The organism is Neptunomonas phycophila (genome assembly GCF_001922575.1).
GTDB classification, from domain to species: domain Bacteria; phylum Pseudomonadota; class Gammaproteobacteria; order Pseudomonadales; family Balneatricaceae; genus Neptunomonas; species Neptunomonas phycophila.
In genome coordinates this window covers 346,888-369,125 of the sequence record NZ_MRCI01000001.1, presented here as the reverse complement: position 1 = coordinate 369,125, position 22,238 = coordinate 346,888, and the positions used below count along the sequence as shown (strand labels likewise).

The following is a 22,238-nucleotide window of genomic DNA, read 5'->3' as shown; positions in this document are numbered from 1 at the left end:
GCGTTCGCTTAAAGACGTAAAAAATCATTAACAATGGCGACCGTCATTAGTGATAACAGAACAGCCATACCCATTTTCAAACCTGCATCTTGAATTCGTTCACTCACTGGCTTACCGCGTATTAATTCGATGGTGTAGTACAACAAGTGCCCACCATCTAATACGGGGATAGGTAATAAGTTAAGCACACCTAAACTAATGCTCAAATACGCCAAAAAGCTGATAAAAGGCTCAAAACCTGATGCGGCTGAAGCACCGGCCACTTTAGCAATGGTAATCGGGCCACTCAAGTTTTTTACAGATATGATCCCTTCAATCATCTTCCAGATTGAATCTAAGGTTAGCGCGATCATATTCCATGTTTTCGTAATAGCAACCGGAACCGCCTCTAAAGGACCATAGCTAATGCTTCGCTGCATAGCTTCAGGCCATTCAGGCGCTGTCGCGCCAGCACCAATATAGCCCTGCAACTCACCGGTTGGTTGCAAACGCTCGCGCGGTGTAACAGACAAACTTACTTCTTTTCCGTCACGCAGGACTGTCAGGCTAAGAGGTTGATTGGCAGAAGCTTGAATAATCGAAACAAGGGCAGGCCATGCGCTAATGGCTTGACCATTCACTGCGACAACCTCGTCACCCTCTTTTAATCCACCGGCCTTAGCGGCTTGGCCATCAACAACCTGACCTATAACCGGGGCTATTTCAGGTCGGTAAGGTGTTATACCTATCGCCGATAAAGGAGATTCTGATTCTAACTCTACTTTCCATTGTTCTAATGGCAGCTGAAAGCGCTCTGGCGTGCTAGCTGATGAGCGCTTAGCGGTTAACTCGACAACACCTGTCTCGCCAACGCGTGACGCCAGCGCCAAATTAGCTTCTTCCCATGAACGCACTATCCGACCATCAATGCTCACGATCTCTTCACCAGAGGTTAAACCCGCCAGCGCAGCAGGAGAGCCTTGAGAAACACTGCCCACAATAGGAACCACTGTGCTTGTGCCAACAATGAACATAAGCCAATAGGCAAATACAGCAAAAATTAAATTAACGGCAGGCCCGGCTGCAACAATCGCCATCCGCTGCAACACAGGTTTATTATTAAATGCTTGTTCGTGAAGACTCGCGGGGACGTCACCTTCGCGCTCGTCTAGCATTTTGACATAGCCGCCAAAGGGTATCGCCGCTACCGCATAGACAGTCCCGTCTTTACCGGTTCTTGACCAAAGTGCTTTACCAAAACCGACAGAAAAGCGAAGTACTTTAACGCCGCAACGACGAGCAACCCAGAAGTGGCCCCACTCATGAATGGTAACCAAAATTCCTAACGTGACTAATGTTGCAAGAATTGTTTGAAGTAAAGCCATAATAGTAACAGTCGCTACTCGTTAATTAGATCACTGAAAAAATAGCAACCCAAGATAAAAGAATGGTGCAGCCGCTAATAAGCTGTCTATACGATCTAAAATACCGCCATGACCCGGCAACAAGGTACCACTATCTTTAAGACCTGCATTGCGCTTCAAGAGACTTTCAAACAGATCCCCCATAACCGACATAGCGGCGGTAACGACACCTAAAATCATGAGATAGACCATCGCCGAGAAAGACAGTTCATTCCACTGCGCAAAAACCACACACACCAAAGCGACTGTAGCTAAACCACCCAACATACCTTCTCGGGTTTTACCCGGACTCACATTAGGCGCTAGCTTAGTTTTCCCCCAGCGTTTGCCAGCAAAATAAGCACCCGTGTCAGCTCCCCACACAATGAGAAACAACAGCAAAATCCAAGCATCACCTCGTTCACTGCTTTTCAGCCCAACCAGAGCGATCCAAGTAGCGACCAAAAACACTAAACCAATGATGGCCCGCATTATCGGTAACGACCATGCACCGGGCTGCGGAAAACGCATTATCCAATAAATAGCAACAAACCAAAGCGCCAAACTCGATGCCAAAATTGCTTGGTACAGATCGCCAATAGGGAAAACCATCAAGCAGGCCACAGCAACCAAGACTATTGCACAGAAGCTGTAGCGGCTTAAAGTGGTAAGGAGACCAGATAACGGCCCCCACTCATAGGCTGCCAACAAAAGGATAACCGCTAGAAAAATAGCAAACCCCTGAAGGGGCAGTAAAAAAACACCTGCTAAAGCAAGAGGTGCTAGAACGACCGCCGTAGCGATTCTTTTTTTAAGCACGCGTTTGCGCCTCTACCTGCTCACTGGTTTTGCCAAAGCGCCTTTCTCTTGTACAAAAATCACGAATAGCATCACCCAATGAGTGCTTGTCAAAGTCTGGCCAAAAACCGTCAACAAAATAAAACTCGGTATATGCCATTTGCCAAATTAGAAAGTTACTAATCCGGCTCTCGCCCGCTGTGCGGATGCAAAGATCTGGGGCAGGTTGATCACACAAGGTCAAATACTGATTAAACGACGATTCGTTTAAATCACTAGGAGTTGCCTTACCATCGATACAATCTTGAGCAAAGGCTTTTGCGGCTGAAACGATATCCCAACGACCACCATAATTAGCCGCTACATTTAACGTCAATCGGGTGTTATTCGCCGTCAATGCTTCAACTTTTGCTATTTTGGCTTGTAAAGATTCACTAAAGCGTGTGGTATCACCGATTACTTTTAACCGAATGTTATTCTTATTGAGCTTCTTAGCCTCTCGATCCAAAGCCAACATGAAAAGTTCCATCAAGCCAGTTACTTCTAGCTCAGGCCTTTTCCAATTTTCACTACTAAATGCAAATAGAGTTAACGACTCAACGCCATATTCGACGCAGCCCTCTATTACACTGCGCACACTATCAACCCCAGCCTTATGGCCAGCCAAACTAGGCAATCGTCGCTGTTTGGCCCAGCGATTATTACCATCCATGATAATTGCGATATGTTTTGGAAGTACTTTTTCCAAAGGGATATTGAGTTTTGCGTGTACTGACATAGTGTTCTTCAGACAGGCTGGGAAACCCAGCCCTCCTTTCTGAATTTAGATTTCCATCAAGTCTGCTTCTTTCTTAGCAAGCAAGCTATCAACTTCGGCAACATACTTATCAGTAAGCTTTTGAATCAGATCCTGACCACGACGATCGTCATCTTCAGAGATCTCTTTTTCTTTGAGTAAATCTTTTAACTGATTATTGGCGTCGCGTCGCACGTTACGTACTGAAACACGAGCAGACTCGGCATCAGAACGCGCTTGTTTTGTATAACCCTTACGCGTCTCTTCAGTTAAAGGAGGCATAGGCACGCGAATAACCCCACCATTAGTAGCCGGGTTCAAACCAAGATCAGACTTATAAATAGCCTTTTCAACGTCAGGGACAATATTCTTTTCCCATGGCGTGATCATTAGTGTGCGCGAGTCTTCTACAGAAATATTCGCCACCTGAGACAGAGGAGTATCAGAGCCATAGTAAGACACCTGAATAGAATCCAGAATACTCGGATGTGCACGCCCAGTACGAATTTTTTTAAAGTGCTCAACCAAAGAATCGCAGCTTTTCTTCATGCGAGCTTCAGCTTCTTTTGTAATTTCATTCAGCATATTGATCTCCAGTCACTTCGGCGCTGATTAATGTACCTTCATCGCCACCAACCAACAGGTTAACTAAGGCACCTGGGCGGTTCATATTAAATACGCGAACAGGCATATTATGATCACGCGTCAAACAAATTGCTGTCAGATCCATAACGCCCAGTTGCTTTTCGAGTACTTCATCATACGACAAATGTAAGTATCGTTTAGCCGCTGGATCTTTCACTGGATCTGCTGTGTAAACTCCATCGACCTTAGTCGCTTTCAAAACGACATCCGCTTCTATCTCAATGCCACGCAAACACGCCGCTGAGTCGGTTGTAAAAAACGGATTACCCGTCCCAGCCGAAAAAATAACCACGTCGCCTTGGTTCAAGAAGCGTATTGCATTACGTCTATCATAGTGATCTACCACCCCACTCATCGGGATAGCTGACATAACACGGGTATCTATATTAGAACGCTCAAGCGCATCACGTAACGCGAGCGAGTTCATCACGGTCGCTAACATACCCATATGGTCACCCGTCACTCGGTCCATACCGGCTGCACTTAACGCTGCACCGCGGAACAAATTACCACCACCAATAACAATACCTACTTGTACACCAATCCCAACCAACTGACCCACTTCCAGCGCCATTCGGTTTAACACTTTTGGATCAATACCAAAATTCTCATCGCCTTGTAAGGCTTCACCACTGAGTTTAAGAAGAATGCGTTTATAGCGAGCATGTTTCTTTTTTTCGGCAGGCATACAGATCTCTCCGTAGAAGGAAGTTATATGATGGATAAACGTGCGTACTGTAACACAGCACACACGTCTTTTAGCGAGTTTTACTTGTTGTTCAGCTGTGCAGCAACTTCTGCAGCGAAATCAACTTGCTCAACTTCAATACCTTCACCCACTTCTACGCGAGTAAATGTAACAACTTCACCGCCTGCCGCTTTAACCATTTCAGCTACTTTCTGATCTGGGTTTTTAACGAAAGGCTGTTCTAACAAGCTGTTCTCAGACAAGAACTTGTTGATACGACCAACAACCATCTTCTCAGCGATTTCAGCAGGCTTGCTAGCCATATCTGGCTGCGCCATGATGATTTCTTTTTCTTTCTGAATAACTTCTTCAGACATTTGCTCTTTAGAAACAACTTGCGGGTTAACCGCAGCAACGTGCATTGCAACGTCTTTAGCTGTTTCGGCATTAGCGCCTTTCAAAGAAACTAATACAGCAATACGGTTGTTGCTATGAACGTAAGCACCAACACACTCACCTTCCAGAACAACGATACGACGAACACCAATGTTTTCACCGATCTTTTGAACTAGCGCTTCACGAGCTGATTCCAAGTCGCCAGCCATGATTGCAGCAACGTCGTCAGATTTAGCAACAAATGCAGCGTCTGCAACAGAACCTGCGAATGCTAAGAAACCTTCATCACGGGCAACGAAGTCAGTTTCAGAGTTAACTTCAACAATAACACCGTAAGAGTTATCGTCAGCTGTACGAACAACAACAACACCATCTGCAGCTGTACGACCTGCTTTTTTAGCTGCCTTCATACCAGATGATTTACGTAGCTCTTCGATCGCCAGTTCAATATCACCATTCGCTTCAGCGAGTGCTTTTTTACACTCCATCATGCCTAATGCTGTACGGTCGCGTAGCTCTTTAACCAGCTTAGCTGATACACCTGCCATCTCAATTACCTCAATTTTACACGTTCAATCAAAATTCAAAAAAGGGGAGCACAGCTCCCCTTCTCATAGAATCTGTAGACAATAGCCTAAAGAGTTGACAGAGAAATTACTCTGCAGCTGCTTCTTCTACTTCAACAAATTCACTTTTACCGCCAGCAACTTCACTACCTTCGCCACATGCATCAGCAACAGACTGAACGTAGATTTGAATTGCGCGTAGCGCATCATCGTTACCTGGGATAACGTAATCGATGCCATCTGGGTTGCTGTTAGTATCAACAACACCAATAACTGGGATACCCAGCTTGTTAGCTTCGTTTACAGCGATACGCTCGTGATCAACATCGATAACGAAAAGTGCGTCTGGCAAGCCGCCCATTTCTTTAATACCACCAATAGAACGCTCTAGCTTTTCCATTTCACGCTGACGCATCAACGCTTCTTTTTTGGTTAGCTGTGCGAACGTACCATCCTGAGCAGCCGATTCTAACTCGCGCAAGCGACGGATAGACTGACGAATAGTTTTGTAGTTAGTCAGCATGCCGCCTAACCAACGGTGGTTAACGTAAGGCATACCAACACGAGCAGCTTCTTCTTGGATGATCTTGCTAGCAGCACGCTTAGTACCAACGAACAATACTTTGTTCTTGTTCTGAGCCATGCCTTTAACAACATCCAATGCACCGTTTAGTGCAGGTAGAGTGTGCTCAAGGTTGATGATATGAATTTTGTTGCGAGCGCCGAAGATGTACTGAGACATTTTCGGATTCCAGTAACGAGTCTGGTGACCAAAGTGTACGCCTGCTTTTAGCAGGTCGCGCATTGTAACTTGTGCCATGATTAGCATTCCTATGTATTGGGTTTGACCTCCACATACCCCAACTACCAACCGCTAAGCGGCACCCGGTAACTGTGACGATATGTGTGTGGAATATTCTCCGATATACCTTATGTATTTCGGGAGCGCGTTTTATACCACAACACCCAATCAATTTGAAGGTCAACCTTCGCTAGAACCCTATTATTAGGTACAATTAGTCAACTACTGATCGTAAACTCCTAAAAATGATCGGTTCGCCTCTTTAACGAAAGCAAGGACACTCATGTCAGTTATCATCAAAACCCCAGAAGAGATCGAAAAAATGCGCGTAGCTGGCCGTTTAGCCGCCGACGTATTAGAGATGATCGAACCCCACGTAAAACCGGGTGTCACTACCAATGAACTGAACGATATTTGCCACAACTATATCGTCAACGAACAAAAAGCCATTCCAGCACCACTTAATTACCATGGCTTCCCCAAATCTATCTGCACTTCTTTAAACCACGTAGTGTGTCATGGCATACCCGATGATAAGCCAATGAAAAACGGTGATATCATCAATATCGACATCACTGTCATTAAAGATGGCTACCATGGTGATACCAGCAAAATGTTTGCTGTCGGCAAAGTTGCACCTCACGCTGAGCGACTAATGAATATCACTCGTGAATGCATGATCAAAGGCATCGAATTAGTTAAACCGGGTGCTTTCTTAGGCGATATTGGCCATGTTATTCAGCAGTATGCAGAAAGCAACCACTACTCTGTTGTAAGGGAGTATTGTGGGCATGGTATCGGAGCTGGCTTCCATGAAGAACCTCAAGTACTTCATTACGGACGCGCAGGTACCGGCATAGAGTTACAAGCAGGGATGATTTTTACTATCGAACCTATGATTAACGCAGGCAAACGCCAAGTAAAACTCAACAACAAAGATGGCTGGACAGTTACCACCAGCGATCGTCGCTTATCGGCACAATGGGAACACACCATTTTAGTAACAGACACTGGCTATGAAGTCCTGACATTACGATCAGATGAATCCTTTTAAGCAGTAGGAATCACATGAGCACACCTTTACAGCATTTGGTAGATACGACAGAGTTTCTTGATACAGCAGCTTTTGAAAGACAATTAGCTGAGGGCGAATCGCCCGTTAAGCTGTTCAAAAAAACCTTACGTCACTCTCAAGAAGAGATAGACAAACGCTTTAAAGCAGGCGAAGACATCCGCCAACTGGTGTATGGGCGTGCCAGCGTAATTGATCAGATCATTACTTCAGCTTGGAACCTCTTCGACTGGCCGAGTGATAATCAAGCCTCTCTAATTGCGGTAGGAGGTTATGGCCGCGGCGAACTCCACCCGCATTCAGACGTGGATATATTATTACTGTTCAAGGACTTTGTTCCTGCGGATTGCGAAGAGAGTATTAGTGGCTTTTTAACGCTTCTATGGGATATCCAGCTTGAAATTGGTTCCAGTGTCCGAACCATTGACGAGTGCTATAACGAAGCTCAAGACGATATCACCATCGCCACCAACCTTATCGAATCTCGACCACTCACCGGCAACCCAGATTTACACCAAGAAATGTATGACAGGGTGACGTCGGAGGGCGCATGGACAGATAAAGAGTTCTTTGTGGCAAAATACAAAGAACAAAAAGCGCGCCACGAAAAAACCAACAACACGGAATACAACCTAGAACCTAATCTCAAAAACTCCCCTGGTGGTTTACGCGACTTACAGACCATTGGCTGGGTTGCCAAGCGCCATTTTGGTGCTACCTATATCCGAGACCTCGTTGACCACGGTTTTTTAACGGAATCAGAATTAGACACGCTCAACCAAGGCGAGCTGTATTTGTGGTCGGTTCGTTATGCATTGCATATGATCAGTGGACGCAAAGAGGATCGACTACTCTTTGACCACCAGCGCGCACTAGCTGAGTTTTTCGGATACAAAGACCAACAAGGTGCACTGGCCGTAGAGCAGTTCATGAGCAAGTATTATCGTGTTGCGATGGCTATGGCTGAATTCAACGACATGCTACTGCAGTACTTTGATGAAGCAATCTTAAAAATAGAAGACCAACAAACATTCATCACGGTCAATAAGCGCTTTAGAGTTCACAATGGCTACCTTGAAGCCACCTACGACCGCGTGTTCGAAAAACACCCCTTCGCCCTTTTAGAGGTGTTTGTACTACTAGCCAACCACGACGATATCAAAGGCGTTCGCGCATCTACAATTCGGCTTATTCGCGACAACAGACACTTAATCGATGATGACTTTCGTAACGACCTTCGAAATACATCGCTTTTCATGGAACTCATGAAGTCGCCTAACGGCGTTTCTACCGAGCTCAAACGCATGAACCGTTATGGCATACTGGGGCGCTACCTACCCGAGTTTGGCGAAATTGTCGGGCAGATGCAGCACGACTTATTCCATATTTACACAGTCGATGCCCACACCTTAAAAGTGATCCAGAAAATGCGCCAATTCCGCCACCGGGATCACATGGAACAATTTCCGATTGCCTATCGCCTAGTCAACCAACTGCCCAAGATAGAGCTACTCTACATAGCCGGTTTATATCACGATATTGGGAAAGGTCGAGGGGGAGATCACTCCGAACTAGGTGCCGTTGACGCCATGGCATTCTGTGAGCGCCACCACTTAGGCCGATGGGACTCTCATTTAGTATCGTGGTTAGTACGAAATCACTTATTAATGTCCATGACCGCGCAACGAAGAGACTTATCCGACCCCGAAGTTATCAACACCTTTGCGCAGCAAGTACAAGACAACGTCCACCTTGATTACTTGTATGTCCTCACCGTGGCAGACATTAATGCAACCAATCACACTTTGTGGAATAGCTGGCGCGCAACGTTGCTACGCCAACTTTACATGGAAACCAAGCGCGCATTACGCCGTGGTTTAGAAAACCCGGGCAACAAAGAAGATCGTATCGAACAAGTGCAACACGAAGCACTGATGATCTTAAAGCGCTCTGGCATACCAGAAACGGATGTACAGGAATTTTGGCAAACCATGGGAGATGACTATTTCCTGCGCGAGGACGCTAAAAATATTGCCTGGCACACGCAATCAATATTAGAGCATGAGCCTAGCGACCTGCCCTTGGTGCTTATCCAGAAGACATCATATCGAGTTTACGAAGGCGCCACAGAAATTTTCATTTACAGTAAAGACATCAACAATCTCTTTGCAGCTACTGTTGCGACGTTAGACCAGCTTTCTCTTAGCATCCAAGATGCTCGAATCATTGTGACCGATGACAGCAAGACACTTAACACCTACACCGTGTTAACCGAAGATAACGAGCCGCTCTCCGAGAATCCCGACTATATAAATAGTATTCGTGATCGTTTAATAGAAGAACTAGACGATCCAGAAGACTATCCAGACATTATACATCGTCGTATTCCGCGCCAAATGAAGTTGTTTGCCGCCCCTACGACCGTCAACCTCAGTAATGACCCTAATACCCAACAGACAGTAATGGAAGTACGCTCCCCAGACCGACCGGGGCTGCTGGCACGGATTGGTAAAATTTTCTCCGAACTCGACATTTCCGTGCGCAAGGCAAAAATTACAAGCATAGGTGAGCGCGTAGAAGACGTATTTTTTCTTACCGATATTGATGGTGAACCGATTAGCGACCCAGCCGTCTGCATTGAGCTGCAAACTCGCGTTTGTCGCGAACTCGACCAACACATCAATGCACAATAAAAACGAAAAGGTATAAAACAATGGACAAAGCAACACAAACCGAACTTGAAGCCGCCGCATTTCGTCGTTTGGTCGCACATTTAGACAGCCGCAAAGATGTGCAAAACATCGATCTCATGAACTTAGCAGGCTTTTGTCGCAACTGCCTTTCAAAGTGGTATAAAGCCGAAGCCCAAGAGCGCGGTATCGACATGGATTACGAAGCCGCTCGCGAAATAATTTATGGTGAGCCCTACGCCGACTGGAAAGACAAGTACCAACAAGAAGCAACCGCTGAACAGCTTGCTGCTTTCAATAACAAGTAACACTGTTTATTGGGAAGACACCCACGCTTGCTGCAGCTGGTTCATATCCACTTCAAGCGTGGTTGCATAAGTATCGTCTTGGATCGGATAACTTTTAATGACACGCGCTCCACGAACAATACCCGCCACTGCCGTCTTGAATGAATCATTCTGAATCACCATATCCTGCACTGTTGTTGTCCCAAAGACATACTGCCCATGCACAACACCAACCAATTCTTGGTACGCTCGTAATTTAGAAGCTCGCATAGCAACAACCACTTTCTGCTGACGCGTAGCGCCTGGCTGAAGACTGATGGGCGCGTAGCCTGTTGCTTGCACATAATGAGGCTTCAGAGGAGGCCCTGCATCAACAAAATGAGCTTGAGGCAGCTCATCAACCACCTGTTTTGCCGTCACTTTAATCGTGTCACAGCCGCTCAAACCAAAGGCTAAAAACACGACACATAACAGTCCATACTTGCTCATTCGTTCAACCTCATTGGACCTGATCCGTTCTCTATAATATAACCATTCGCTATTGCACGCACAGGATCAAAGCCCGGCAACGCCCCTTCTAGGCGGCCGTTAGGGATATGCGTTTGCGCCGAAGCCAAAACCTGACGAGTGGTTGTATCTAGAATCCGTGCATTGATCACCACACCATCCGCATATTTGGCATAAGTACCAGTCAACACAAAATAAATTTTATAGCGATCGCGCAACGCCGACATGTTCTGCTTGGACACAGGAGACTTAGCGGTAGTAGCCAAGCTCACAGCGCGGTAGTCAACTAGATTATAACCACGCTGCTGCATAGGAAAGATAAAGTTTTCAGATAAACGCTCACCCATTAGATCATCGGCAACACTGCGGCGTAACGATGAAAAAGGTAACACCGCAATAGGAAAACGTTTTACCCGGTTTAAGGTTAAACCATGCACCAATTGCTGAGCCATCTGTCCCACAGCTTCGCTGACTGGATCGCTGCCTTGGTACGCCTCATCGACCACCGCATAATCCGAGGGCGTCGTTAGCGACTGGTTACGTGAAACTTGATCTACAATAGCCTGACTCGCTTGTGGGCTTATATGAGTAACAGACACGTCCACTGGCTGTCGGGAGCTACAGCCGGATAGTAGTAACGCACAAATAATATAAAGGTATTTACTCATACCAGCACCTACAGGTTTAATTTCAATAAGGTAGCGCACTTCGTTATATGCTATTAATGTAACTTCATTTACAAGCCGAAACATAAATACATACAGTTTCACACTATATATCGGTCAGGACAGCCTCATGTTGAGATCTTTTACCGCTTTTTTTACGTTTGCAATGTCGCTCTTTGCTTTTTCATGCACGTTATTCTCCACCCACAGCGTCGCCCAAGACACAATGGCACACCCAAGCTCGCCCCAGAAAACAATGGTTGAGGCGGTAGGCCAAGGGCTAGTAATTGACGGCAACATAAGCCAAGCACGCGAGATAGCCATGAGCGATGCAAAACAACAAGCCTCCCTCCAAGCTTCTGCCTATATTAGTACCACACAGCAGTTAGAGAATGGGATTTTAGAAATCGACAACATGCGTATTTCTACGCTAAGTACTCTAAGAAACATAGAGATCATCGATGAAAAGTTACGCGGCAATACCTTATTCGTTCGTATCAAAGCCGAAGTAGATACCGATACTGCTTGCCTAAATGGCAGTAGCGGTAATAGCTTTAGAAAAAGTGTCGCGTTTGCGGCCTTCCCTCTGGCGCACCCCAATCAAGCAAACTTAGGGCAACTATCCGGCATTTCATCCGGCCTTAGCACAGCATTGGCTAACCGGTTACGACTAGAAAGCAGTGTTTATCCACTAAACGCGAGCCAGTTACAGCTATTTAGCAATCTAAACACCGCCTCGACACAGCAACTGGATAACGGCGTTCTCACAACGCTAATGAGCAATGCACAACAGCTCGACACTCAATACATTGTTTCTGGCGTGATCCGAGACCTGTCAATGAATGACCCTTCCGTCATGACAGAAAGCAACTGGCTGAAGGATACCTACAACAAGCTCGACTACAAAAGCGATAAGCACCTACGACACTTTAGTATCGACCTGTTCATCCACGACGGCTTTAGTGGCTCATTACTCGAACAACAACATTATGCAACAGCCGGGAAATGGCCTTTAGACTCAAGCAAGCGCACTGGCTTTGCAACGCCAGCGTTTAACGACACCGACTACGGCCAGAAAATAAACGCTCTACTAGATGAGATAAGCCGAGATCTTGTGCAATCCTTACGCTGTTTGCCCTTTTCTTCCCGTATCACTCAGGTTGACAACAACCAAGTCTGGATTAACTCAGGTTTGAACAGCGGTTTAAGCCGAGGAGACAAGCTTACTGTTTACCGTAAGAATATGTTTTTTAACCAAACTGGGCAGTCAACCACTGAACTTATCAACACAAATTTGACTCTCACGCTTGATGATATTCAGCCAACATCAGCCCGAGGTCGCATAGACGGCTCTGTTTCAGAGCATAATATCCAGCCTCAAGACATCGTGATGTTCTGGTAGCGGTTTACTTCGGCTTCTGTGGCTCTATAATCATCGCCTACATTTTTTATTGTCATCGCTATTGCCTGCGGGCCAAGGAATTACCATGCAACACGAGCTGTTTAATCAGTTAGAAAATAAAATCGAAAATCTAATCGAAGAAGTGGAATTGCTGCGCATGGAAGTCACAGAACTGCGCGAAGCTAAAGAGTCGTTAGAAACAGAAAAACAAGGCACACAGGAAAACCTGCAACGCCTGCTTAAGAAGTTTGACGTTCTAGACGCCGCCGAGTAAAAATCTGACGCCTGAACGGTTTTCAAAATAGCGGTTATTAACTCTCACGTTAATAACCGCTTGTACATTCTACCCCTGAGCACCACGGATATTAATTTCTACGCGACGGTTCATCGCTCTACCCGCTTCCGTTGCATTATCCGCCACCGGATATCGCTCGCCATAACCATGTGTGCTAATTCTCGTTGCTTTAATACCACCACCGGCTAAATAATTAGCTACGCTCGCTGCACGCTTTTCAGACAATGTTTGGTTATATTCGAAAGATCCAGAGCTATCGGTAAAGCCATCTACGCTCAACGCGGTTTCATTAAACTTCTGCAACACTTTAATTACAGAATTTAAAACAGGTTGAAAATCACTCGCTAATGCAAAGGAGTTAGTCGCAAACGTGATATGACCCGGCATGATTAGTCGAATCTCATCACCTACACGCTCAACACCCACGCCGGTGCCGTCTAGCTCTTGGCGTAACTGCATTTCCTGCTGATCCATGTAGTAGCCAATACCGCCACCCGTACTGCCGCCTACCAGTGCGCCAATCACGGCACCTTTACCACGGTCTTTTTTACTTGATACCGCCGCACCCAGCACAGCCCCGGCAACAGCGCCTATTCCTGCGCCTTTGGTAGCATTACTCGTTTTCTCTTCACGCGTATATGGATCTAGCGTCGTACAGCCCGTGACCAATGTGGCAGCAGCTAAAGCAAATGCAATTTTTTTCATGAAACCTCCGATCAGTATTTTTATCAACGTGTATTCATGACAAACAGCGGTTAAGGCTCGCTGACTCAATTGAGTTCAGCATATTCCAAAAAAGGGGCAACCTTAAATACCTAGAATAAGTCTATCAGGAGTATTTTTATTCATCACGTATTAAATAAGTGACGCTTTTGACACTAAAATATCAATTAAGGTTCAGGGAAACACTGCTATTCTCTGGTCAGCTTTACTATGTGCCGATACAATATGCGGTCTATTGTTAACTATTAGTTATGTATAAGACTCAGCCGAGGACTTTTCTTTGTCACATTTACCCCTCATCGTCGGTTTCGGTGGTGTAAACCCCGCTGGTCGTAGCTCATTTCATCATGCCTACCGCCGTCTGATTCTTGATCACCTAGACGCGAAGAGCAAACAAGAAACGCTACTCAGCCTTGCCACACTTATGGGTTTGGCCCACTACGAATCCGGAAGCTACACCAACGCTGACGGTGACGTTCAGCCGCTTGAGACTTTATTAGATACTTTATTACAACAAATATTGGACCACACGCTGATTCGCCGAATAGAGCCGGCAAGCTTCAATGTAGATCAAGTGATGTTTAATAAAGCCGCGACACTCAAAAACGATGGCGAAATTCACTTTGTACTCAAAAAACGCCAATTGCCTCAACATATTCCTCCTAACTGGACATTGAGCCAGTTGAACGCTACTGAGGTCAGCGTCGCTGTTGTCGGGGACATTGAAGCTATTTTACCTGACGTCAAAACGGCACAGGTTCAATCAGCTGGCCAACTTCCCAGTGGTTTTAAGCCCGATGCTCTGTATCAATCGCGCAACCACCCTCGCAACTTGCAAATGACAGTCTTCTCCGCCTCTGACGCTTTAATGTCGACCGGCATTCCTTTTGACGAGGTAATGCGACATGTCGCTCCGGATCAAGTGGCGGTTTATGCAAGCAACTCGATTGGTCAGTTAGATGATCTAGGTTTTGGAGGCTTAACCAAGTATCCCGCCTTAGGTAAGCGTACATCGTCCAAGCAGATGCCATTAGGTTATGCCCAAATGCCAGCGGACTTTGTTAATGCGTACATGCTAGGCAACGTAGGCTCAACCGGTGGCGCTCTCGGTGCCTGTGCGACTTTCCTGTACAATCTACGCAACGCTGTAGAAGATATTCGTAGCGGTAAGCGTAAAGTGGTTCTAGTGGGCGGAAGCGATGCGCCAGTGATTCCAGAAGTCATTGAAGGCTTCAGAGCAATGGGCGCACTGGCAGAAGATAAAGACCTACTAGCGCTTGACCACCTAAACCAACTTAGCGATGCCGATTACCGAAAAGCTTGTCGTCCTTTTGCTAACAACTGCGGCTTTACCATTGGCGAGTCCAGCCAATTTATTATGCTAATGAGCGATGACCTTGCAATCGAACTCGGCGCTGACATCTATGGCGTTGTACCCGATGTTTTTGTGAACGCCGATGGCCACAAAAAATCGATTTCAGCGCCAGGTATAGGCAACTATGTCACCTTAGGAAAGGCGGCCTCTCTCATTAAAACATTGCTAGGCGAAGAGTCTCTCCAACAGCGTTCTTATGTGCAAGCACATGGAACTAGCACCCCTCAGAACCGGGTGACAGAATCACATGTTATAAACGAAACCGCTAAAGCGTTTGGTATTAATAAGTGGCCGGTCACTGCTATTAAGTGCTTCTTAGGACACTCGCAAGGTACAGCTGGCGGTGACCAGCTTACGTTATCACTGGGCACCTGGTCTTATGGGTACATTCCCGGCATAACAACCACTACAGCAATTGCCGATGATGTCTATCAAAGTAACTTAGCCTTGTTAACCGAGCACACTTACGTTGGCAAAGAAGGCATGGATAGTGTCATTTTAAACTCCAAAGGCTTTGGCGGTAATAATGCCAGCGCTCCGGTTATTGCCCCACACATTGCAGAACAATGGTTAGCTAACAAGTATGACAGCGAGACCATAGCTCAGTGGAAAACAAAACGTGAGAAAACGCGCGAACGAGCAAGCGAGTACGACCTAGCGGCCATGCGCGGTGAATCACGCCCCATCTACCTTTACGATAATAATGTACTGACGGGCTATGATCTCGACATCAGCGCCACTCAAATTAAGCTACCGGGCTATGCGCATGCCATAGACTTAACTCTGGATAACCCGTTTGGGGACTTCACCGACAAAAAATAGATCCTGGTTTAGACCCCAGGTGCATTTTAGACGGTACGCGTGTTAGTTAAAGCTCCTTAGGGAGCTTTTTTATTGCGTTGATACCCAAGGTACGCTTCACATTAGCCGTGGTAAAACGCGCTATATCATCGACTGACTGTCCCCTGAGCTGTGCTAGTTGCTGCGCCACCTTAACTAGCTGAGCCGGTGTATTACGTTGACCTTGATAGCCCGACAAAGGCATATCAGGAGAGTCTGTTTCCAGCACGATACAGATATCAGGAAGCGCCGCTGCCATTTTGCGTACTTTATTGGCACGCGGGTAAGTTATGCTGCCTCCTAACCCCAAACAAAAGCCTAGTTCAATATAGCGTTCGGCCTGCTGCACACTGCCGGTAAAGGCATGAACAATACCGCCACCACTAAACCGATAATCATGTAGCAGCTTAGTCATTTCGTCATGCGCCTTACGCACATGAAGAATAACCGGCAATTGATACTGACAAGCAAGCGATAATTGAGCCAAAAAAAGATCAACTTGCGCGGCTTTATTCGTCTCAGGAAGGTAAAAGTCCAGCCCAATCTCTCCCACAGCACACACGTTTTGCTTCACAAGCAAGGCTTCTAATTGATCAAGATGCGCCGGTTCATGCTCATCCATAAAATACGGATGCAGCCCTAAAGCGAACGAGAAGGTGGTTGTTTGGCGAGCGAGGGAAACAAGAGATTCAAACCGTGCGGCTGTTGTGCCAGGTATGATGAAATGATGGATACCTAAAGCCGCACACTCGTTGACGATTAAGTCTCGATCAGCATCAAAATCGGAAAAGTCTAAATGACAGTGGCTATCGATTAACATGCCTACTGCCATTTAGACCTCCTTGAGCGTATATAAGCTTAGAAATTAGTGCTCACGCGTAGCGCGGAATTGAATATCAGGCCAACGCTCTTGCGTCAGACTTAAATTTACACGGGTTGGCGCTAGATATGTCAGCAAACCGCCCCCATCAACCGATAAGTTCTCGTAACCTTTTTTACGGAAGTCTTCAATCATACGGTTATCGTCACACTCAACCCAGCGGGCCGTTTGAACAGATACAGGCTCGTACATACAGTCAACCTTATACTCATCCTGCAAACGGAACATAACTACTTCAAACTGCAACTGACCAACCGCCCCTAAGACCAAATCATTGTTCTTGAGCGGCTGAAATAACTGTACAGCGCCCTCTTCCGACAATTGCTGTAAACCTTTTTGCAATTGCTTCATCTTCAGGGGATCTTTAGGGCGCACACGACGGAACATTTCCGGCGCAAAGTGCGGAATCCCCGTAAATTTAAGATCTTCGCCCTCAGTGAACGTATCACCAATCTGGATGGTACCGTGGTTATGCAAACCGATAATATCGCCAGACCAAGCCTCTTCGACGTTTTCACGATCGCCTGCAAGGAAGGTAACCGCGTCAGCGATCTTCACCTCTTTCCCCACACGGGTATGCTTCATTTTCATACCGCGGCTGTATTTGCCTGAGCACACACGCATGAATGCAATACGGTCACGGTGTTTTGGGTCCATGTTGGCTTGGATTTTAAAAATAAAGCCCGAGAACTTCTCTTCATCAGCCTCTACTTCACGTGTTACCGTGGCACGGGCGATAGGCGCCGGTGCCCACTTAACAAAGTCGTCCAGCATTTCACGTACACCAAAGTTGCCTAAGGCCGTACCAAAGAACACGGGCGTTTGTTTTCCTGCCAAAAATGCATCGACATCAAACTCGTGAGTAGCGCCTTTAACTAGCTCTATTTCTTCAACAAAATCTTCATAGCTATCGCCGAGCAAAGCACGCGCCTCATCCGAATCTAACCCCTGAATACGTACATCTTCAGGAACGACAGCGTTCTGACCCGCCTTATACACATGGATAGTATCCGTGTAGAGGTTATAAACCCCTTTGAAGAAGGTACTCATCCCGATAGGCCAGTTAATAGGCGCGGCCTCGATTTTCAACACTTCTTCAATCTCATCGAACAGGTCAATTGGATCGCGGATATCACGGTCCATTTTGTTCACAAATGAGAAAATAGGTGTATCGCGCAAACGACATACGTCCATCAGCTTAATTGTGCGTTCCTCGACACCTTTCGCACCATCCACCACCATCAACGCTGAGTCTACAGCGGTTAACGTACGGTAAGTATCTTCCGAGAAATCTTCGTGTCCCGGTGTGTCCAACAGGTTTACTACACGCTCATTCCAATGAAACTGCATAACCGAAGATGTTATGGATATCCCCCGGTCTTGCTCCATCGTCATCCAGTCTGACGTTGCATGACGATCACTTTTTTTACCTTTAACTGTGCCGGCTTTTTGAATCAAGTTGCCCAGCAACAAGAGCTTTTCAGTAATCGTCGTTTTACCCGCATCGGGGTGAGAAATAATCGCAAACGTGCGGCGCTTCGCCACTTCGCGCTGGACTTGGGAGTTTGACATGGATTTAGTATCTTCTCGTTAAACGCGGATTTGTAACACTATCGAGGATAAGCTGTTTGGCCACTCACAGCACAAATCTGCCTGTTAATCATAATTGGCGGCTATTTTCGCTGATCTAGCGTTTATACACAATCAATGGTTAATAATCAGCTACCATTTACTCTCAACAATTGCTCTGCCTTCGGCCCGTTCGAAACGGATTCTCCAATCACTGTTGATAAACTGACTTACGGCCCTATCTCGAATTTATCCACGCCACAGAAGTAAGTTGCCTAAACCCACTTTAGGGTTGTAACCCAAATGGCTTACGCGTGGCTCTCCTTAAATGACCCCACCATTGGCCCGCAACACTTGTCCATTGACCCAGCCACTATCTGGATTCGCCAAAAAAGAGACGACTGACGCAATATCATCTGGCGTTCCAATCCGTTCAAGCGGGCTCATTTTCGCCATACGTTCAACGAGTTCTTCAGGTTTACCTTTTAAGAAGAGCTCCGTAGCCGTAGGCCCGGGCGCAACAGCATTGACTGTAATGTTTTTACCACGCATCTCCTTCGCCATAATGGCCGTTAGTGTTTCAACCGCTGCTTTCGTTGCCGCATAAACACCGTAGTTTTCAAGTTTGAGGCCGACAACACTGCTCGAAAAGTTAATCACTCTTCCACCCTTGTTAAGCCTTGTTGAGGCCTCACGCATGGTGTTGATTGTCCCCTTGAGATTAATATCTATTTGTTTGTCTACGTGTTGAATATCAGCTTTGGCAAGTGGCTTAAGCCCCATTACCCCGGCATTATTCACCAACACATCGACTTTACCTAATGTGGACTCGACATGATCAAACATCGCTTGCACCAACACTGCATCTGACACATCGGCTTGATAAGGTAAGGCTATACCGCCTGATTGAGTAATGTGGTTAACGACTTCCTTTGCGGCATCTTCTCTGCCCGCATAATTCACTACTACCGCAAAACCATCTTTCGCTAGGCGTTTAGCGATGCTTGCGCCGATTCCGCGCGATGCACCAGTGACTAACGCTACTTTATTAGACATTGACATATTTCCTCCTCAATTATCACTCTTGAAAAACATCGCATTAAAAGTAACACTTTTTTAATATCGAATAATCAGCCAATATTCGACAACACCATCCGAATTTTGAGAACAATCATGGACAGAATCGACGCTATGCGCGTATTCACTAGAGTACTGGAAAGGCAAAGTTTTACGCAGGCAGCCGAGGACTTGAATCTAGCCCGCTCAACGGTGACAGATGCGGTAAAGAGGCTCGAACACAGAATCGGAGTTATGCTGCTTGAGCGAACAACAAGACAAGTCACTCCAACAGTAGATGGCGAAGCATTCTACCAACGGTGTTTATCAATAATTCAAGAAGTAGAAGATGCCGAAACTGCTTTTTCGGCCGTCAAACCCAAAGGCACCTTACGAGTCGATGTTCATGGAACGCTAGCTCGCCATTTTCTCATATCTAAGCTACCCCAATTTTTATCTGAATACCCCGACATCGAACTGTATATGAGCGAAGGAGACAGAATTTCTGATGTGATTCGTGAAGGAATAGATTGCGCCATTCGAGTTGGGAACGTAAAAGCAGAAGACCTCGTGTCAAAAAAAATCACCCTTTTAGATGAAGTAACCGTCGCTTCGCCTGAATATTTAGCAAAATTTGGTACCCCAACAAACGTGGAGGACTTGAGAAAACATCGAATGATAGGCTTTAGAGCCACAGGAAGCAGTATGCCTTTACCTCTAGAATTTGTCATAGATGGCAAAGTTCACAACGTTTCCCCTAAAGTTTCGATGGTAGTCAATGCAGCCGAAACACTTGTAGCTGCCGCAAAAGAAGGACTAGGGATAATCCAAGTTCCGCGTTATCACATTAAACAGGATCTAGCATCAGGCGCTTTAGCCAGCATATTAGATTCAACCCCTCCAACCCCCTCTCCAGTATCCATTCTTTATCCGCGAAACAGAAAATATTCACCTAGAGTTAAAGTTTTTATAGAGTGGTTAGACGTCGCTTTCGGTATAAGTCATCCATCAACGCTTGGCTAAAACCGACTACCAGCAAAACCGCAGGTACCCTAACACAATATGGGGCACCTGCAGCTTCTAGTGGCTGCTCATTACCCTTTAGGTGACCAAGCAAACTTTTCGAATACCTTATCAACGGGTGTTTCAGCTAAGTGGTTGGTGTAGTTACTCATTACTTTTTGAGATAACCCCAAAATGATCTCTAAAATTTGGCGGTTGCCGTAACCTGCATCGTAGAAGTTCTGAATTTCTTCTTCACTTAAATGACCACGGTTGCGCGTCAAAGCTAACGTGGTGTCATGAAGCGCCTGCAGTTTTGGTGTTGGCATCGGTTCACGGTTACGCAATGCTTCGGTTAGCGCAGGATCTACCTTCATCATGTTGGCTATACCGGTGTGCGCAGGAACACAATACGTGCACTCATGCTCAACATTAATAGTCTGCCACACGACCGTGAGCTCCTCTGCATCAAACGACGAATCCATAAACAACTTATGAACTACTTGATAAGCTTCTAGCAAGCTAGGTGATTCGGCCATAACACCGTGCAAACCGGGCACTCGACCGTTAGCTTTAAACGATTTTTCTACAAACTCTTTACTGTCTTCTGGCGCTGATTCGAGCGTATGGATAGTGAACTTACTCATTACAAATCTCCTGTTCGTGTACGTATTACATTGAGAAATCAGGTTATCCCAACGAAGTGAAGAGACTATAAATCACAATGAACGATCGTTCAACACATATTTGAACGATCGATCAAATATGTGTTGACGCGATCTTTTTTCAACCACGGCCACATTGAAAACAGGGGATTTTTTGAGACTTACTCGACAAACAGCCAGAGTGATTGCTCGCCGAGGACCAAATAGGCTATTTGATTAATGGAATGGGTAGTGTGAAAAGATATCTTCGATCATGTGCTCAAGAGGCGCTTCACTCTGATGAATTTTGGCATAGGTCCTAAGCCCTGCTATCTGTACTTGAATACAGCGCGCTAGTTCTTGTGGGTCTTTATCCGGTGCCAATTCACCTGCTGCTTTAGCGCGAGTCAGTACGGCCGCAAATGCCGCTTCCATACGCTTAAGAGACTCTTTAGCCGCATCTAATAACTCTTGATGCTCAGACGTTAATTCCGCCACGGTTTTAGCCAGCATGCACATGCCGTTTGGGGCACTGCATTGGGATTCAATGACTATGTTTTTCATAAAGAGCTTTAGACCGCTTAAAGGTGAAGCAGCCTGCTGTTCACAGTCTTGCAAGTTAGCCAAACCAATCTCGGTATAACGCGCCAACGCTTCCTTAAAGAGTGCTTCTTTACTACCAAAAGCGGCATAAATACTGCCGGGGCGCATATCGACCACGTCTTGTAAATTACGCATAGAGGTCGCATGGAAGCCTTTTTCCCAATACAGATCTTTCGCTTTATCGATAACCTGCTGGCGATCAAATTTTGCCGTCTTACTCATCAGACACTCGTATACTTGTATTAACTTTCTAGCAATTTTATATTGAGCGGTCGTTCAAATCTAGTTATATTGAATAAGCTACCTGTACAAATATAAGAACTGACATCGAGATGCATCGAGAGGCCAGCATGAAAACAACGCTAGCTTTTGACGTTTACGGTACTTTAATCGATACACAAGGTGTTTTAACACAACTACAGGCTTGGGTCTGTCGCTCCGAAGCCTCTATTTTTGATCCATGGGGTCAAGCCCCCACAGAAACGATAGCCGATTTATTGGGCCTCACCGCCCTGTTTGATCGACAACAATAAATACCCATTCACCTAAACCCTT

At 46.0% G+C, this 22,238-nt stretch carries 23 protein-coding genes; 8 read left to right on the top strand and 15 right to left on the bottom strand.

Features of this window, described 5'->3' with window-relative positions; translation table 11 throughout:
• Positions 1 to 8: 8 nt before the first annotated feature.
• The 7 genes from rseP to rpsB all read right to left on the bottom strand — a co-directional run bounded on the left by rseP (position 9) and on the right by rpsB (position 6,091).
• On the bottom strand, positions 9 to 1,364 hold the full coding sequence (gene rseP, locus BS617_RS01690) for an RIP metalloprotease RseP (protein ID WP_075171191.1): 1,356 nt from the start codon (positions 1,362 to 1,364) through the stop codon (positions 9 to 11).
• Between the two features lie 30 nt (positions 1,365 to 1,394).
• Entirely contained in the window at positions 1,395 to 2,201 is an 807-nt protein-coding gene (locus tag BS617_RS01685; protein ID WP_075171190.1) for a phosphatidate cytidylyltransferase, read from the bottom strand.
• Complete coding sequence (uppS, locus tag BS617_RS01680; protein WP_075171189.1) at positions 2,194 to 2,958, bottom strand: polyprenyl diphosphate synthase; 765 nt, start codon at positions 2,956 to 2,958, stop codon at positions 2,194 to 2,196. Before uppS ends, BS617_RS01685 begins: the two co-directional genes overlap by 8 nt.
• A gap of 45 nt (positions 2,959 to 3,003) precedes the next feature.
• Positions 3,004 to 3,561 (bottom strand): ribosome recycling factor, encoded by a 558-nt coding sequence (frr, locus tag BS617_RS01675; RefSeq protein WP_075171188.1) that lies wholly within the window; start codon positions 3,559 to 3,561, stop codon positions 3,004 to 3,006.
• Positions 3,551 to 4,309 carry a UMP kinase gene (gene pyrH, locus BS617_RS01670; RefSeq protein ID WP_075171187.1) on the bottom strand — a complete coding sequence of 253 codons (759 nt, stop codon included), beginning with the start codon at positions 4,307 to 4,309 and terminating at the stop codon, positions 3,551 to 3,553. Before pyrH ends, frr begins: the two co-directional genes overlap by 11 nt.
• A gap of 80 nt (positions 4,310 to 4,389) precedes the next feature.
• Positions 4,390 to 5,253, bottom strand: a complete 864-nt coding sequence (gene tsf, locus BS617_RS01665; protein ID WP_075171186.1) for a translation elongation factor Ts — start codon at positions 5,251 to 5,253, stop codon at positions 4,390 to 4,392.
• A gap of 106 nt (positions 5,254 to 5,359) precedes the next feature.
• Positions 5,360 to 6,091, bottom strand: coding sequence for a 30S ribosomal protein S2 (rpsB, locus tag BS617_RS01660; RefSeq protein WP_075171185.1), 732 nt, complete (start codon positions 6,089 to 6,091; stop codon positions 5,360 to 5,362).
• Between the two features lie 265 nt (positions 6,092 to 6,356).
• Between rpsB and map the strand changes: the two genes are divergently transcribed.
• The 3 genes from map to BS617_RS01645 are packed head-to-tail and all read left to right on the top strand — an operon-like array spanning position 6,357 to position 10,143.
• Positions 6,357 to 7,127, top strand: coding sequence for a type I methionyl aminopeptidase (map, locus tag BS617_RS01655; RefSeq protein ID WP_075171184.1), 771 nt, complete (start codon positions 6,357 to 6,359; stop codon positions 7,125 to 7,127).
• A gap of 14 nt (positions 7,128 to 7,141) precedes the next feature.
• Complete coding sequence (locus BS617_RS01650) at positions 7,142 to 9,838, top strand: [protein-PII] uridylyltransferase (protein ID WP_075171183.1); 2,697 nt, start codon at positions 7,142 to 7,144, stop codon at positions 9,836 to 9,838.
• 20 nt (positions 9,839 to 9,858) lie between these two features.
• The gene (locus BS617_RS01645) at positions 9,859 to 10,143 is read left to right on the top strand and encodes a DUF1244 domain-containing protein (RefSeq protein ID WP_075171182.1); all 285 of its coding nucleotides are present in this window, start codon (positions 9,859 to 9,861) and stop codon (positions 10,141 to 10,143) included.
• Between the two features lie 6 nt (positions 10,144 to 10,149).
• Here BS617_RS01645 and BS617_RS01640 read toward each other — a convergent pair whose 3' ends face one another.
• Together BS617_RS01640 and BS617_RS01635 are read right to left on the bottom strand one after the other, a co-directional pair.
• Positions 10,150 to 10,611 carry an LPP20 family lipoprotein gene (locus BS617_RS01640; protein ID WP_075171181.1) on the bottom strand — a complete coding sequence of 154 codons (462 nt, stop codon included), beginning with the start codon at positions 10,609 to 10,611 and terminating at the stop codon, positions 10,150 to 10,152.
• Positions 10,608 to 11,297, bottom strand: a complete 690-nt coding sequence (locus BS617_RS01635) for a FlgO family outer membrane protein (RefSeq protein ID WP_075173389.1) — start codon at positions 11,295 to 11,297, stop codon at positions 10,608 to 10,610. The genes BS617_RS01640 and BS617_RS01635 overlap by 4 nt, the downstream gene beginning before the upstream one ends.
• A 127-nt stretch (positions 11,298 to 11,424) precedes the next feature.
• Between BS617_RS01635 and BS617_RS01630 the strand changes: the two genes are divergently transcribed.
• Both BS617_RS01630 and zapB read left to right on the top strand, forming a co-directional pair.
• On the top strand, positions 11,425 to 12,696 hold the full coding sequence (locus BS617_RS01630; protein WP_083609893.1) for a flagellar assembly protein T N-terminal domain-containing protein: 1,272 nt from the start codon (positions 11,425 to 11,427) through the stop codon (positions 12,694 to 12,696).
• A gap of 85 nt (positions 12,697 to 12,781) precedes the next feature.
• Complete coding sequence (zapB, locus tag BS617_RS01625; protein WP_075171180.1) at positions 12,782 to 12,970, top strand: cell division protein ZapB; 189 nt, start codon at positions 12,782 to 12,784, stop codon at positions 12,968 to 12,970.
• A 69-nt stretch (positions 12,971 to 13,039) separates the two neighbouring features.
• Here zapB and BS617_RS01620 read toward each other — a convergent pair whose 3' ends face one another.
• Positions 13,040 to 13,696 (bottom strand): YiaD family glycine zipper/OmpA-like lipoprotein, encoded by a 657-nt coding sequence (locus BS617_RS01620; RefSeq protein ID WP_075171179.1) that lies wholly within the window; start codon positions 13,694 to 13,696, stop codon positions 13,040 to 13,042.
• Positions 13,697 to 13,994: 298 nt separating this feature from the next.
• On the opposite strand from BS617_RS01620, the gene BS617_RS01615 reads away from it, so the two are divergent.
• Entirely contained in the window at positions 13,995 to 15,911 is a 1,917-nt protein-coding gene (locus tag BS617_RS01615) for a beta-ketoacyl synthase (RefSeq protein WP_075171178.1), read from the top strand.
• A gap of 46 nt (positions 15,912 to 15,957) precedes the next feature.
• Here BS617_RS01615 and BS617_RS01610 read toward each other — a convergent pair whose 3' ends face one another.
• The 3 genes from BS617_RS01610 to BS617_RS01600 all read right to left on the bottom strand — a co-directional run bounded on the left by BS617_RS01610 (position 15,958) and on the right by BS617_RS01600 (position 19,434).
• Positions 15,958 to 16,761, bottom strand: a complete 804-nt coding sequence (locus tag BS617_RS01610; protein ID WP_075171177.1) for a TatD family hydrolase — start codon at positions 16,759 to 16,761, stop codon at positions 15,958 to 15,960.
• Positions 16,762 to 16,794: 33 nt separating this feature from the next.
• Positions 16,795 to 18,381: a peptide chain release factor 3 gene (locus BS617_RS01605; protein WP_075171176.1), complete on the bottom strand. Its 1,587-nt coding sequence runs from the start codon at positions 18,379 to 18,381 to the stop codon at positions 16,795 to 16,797.
• A gap of 321 nt (positions 18,382 to 18,702) precedes the next feature.
• Positions 18,703 to 19,434 (bottom strand): SDR family oxidoreductase, encoded by a 732-nt coding sequence (locus BS617_RS01600; protein ID WP_249263557.1) that lies wholly within the window; start codon positions 19,432 to 19,434, stop codon positions 18,703 to 18,705.
• A 117-nt stretch (positions 19,435 to 19,551) separates the two neighbouring features.
• Between BS617_RS01600 and BS617_RS01595 the strand changes: the two genes are divergently transcribed.
• Entirely contained in the window at positions 19,552 to 20,457 is a 906-nt protein-coding gene (locus BS617_RS01595) for a LysR family transcriptional regulator (RefSeq protein WP_075171174.1), read from the top strand.
• Positions 20,458 to 20,528: 71 nt separating this feature from the next.
• Here BS617_RS01595 and BS617_RS01590 read toward each other — a convergent pair whose 3' ends face one another.
• Positions 20,529 to 21,083 carry a carboxymuconolactone decarboxylase family protein gene (locus BS617_RS01590; RefSeq protein WP_075171173.1) on the bottom strand — a complete coding sequence of 185 codons (555 nt, stop codon included), beginning with the start codon at positions 21,081 to 21,083 and terminating at the stop codon, positions 20,529 to 20,531.
• A 234-nt stretch (positions 21,084 to 21,317) separates the two neighbouring features.
• Positions 21,318 to 21,905, bottom strand: a complete 588-nt coding sequence (locus tag BS617_RS01585) for a TetR/AcrR family transcriptional regulator (protein ID WP_075171172.1) — start codon at positions 21,903 to 21,905, stop codon at positions 21,318 to 21,320.
• Between the two features lie 128 nt (positions 21,906 to 22,033).
• Here BS617_RS01585 and BS617_RS18320 point away from each other — a divergent pair, with 128 nt between their 5' ends.
• Positions 22,034 to 22,216 (top strand): hypothetical protein, encoded by a 183-nt coding sequence (locus BS617_RS18320; RefSeq protein WP_212667399.1) that lies wholly within the window; start codon positions 22,034 to 22,036, stop codon positions 22,214 to 22,216.
• The last annotated feature ends 22 nt before the right edge of the window (positions 22,217 to 22,238 follow it).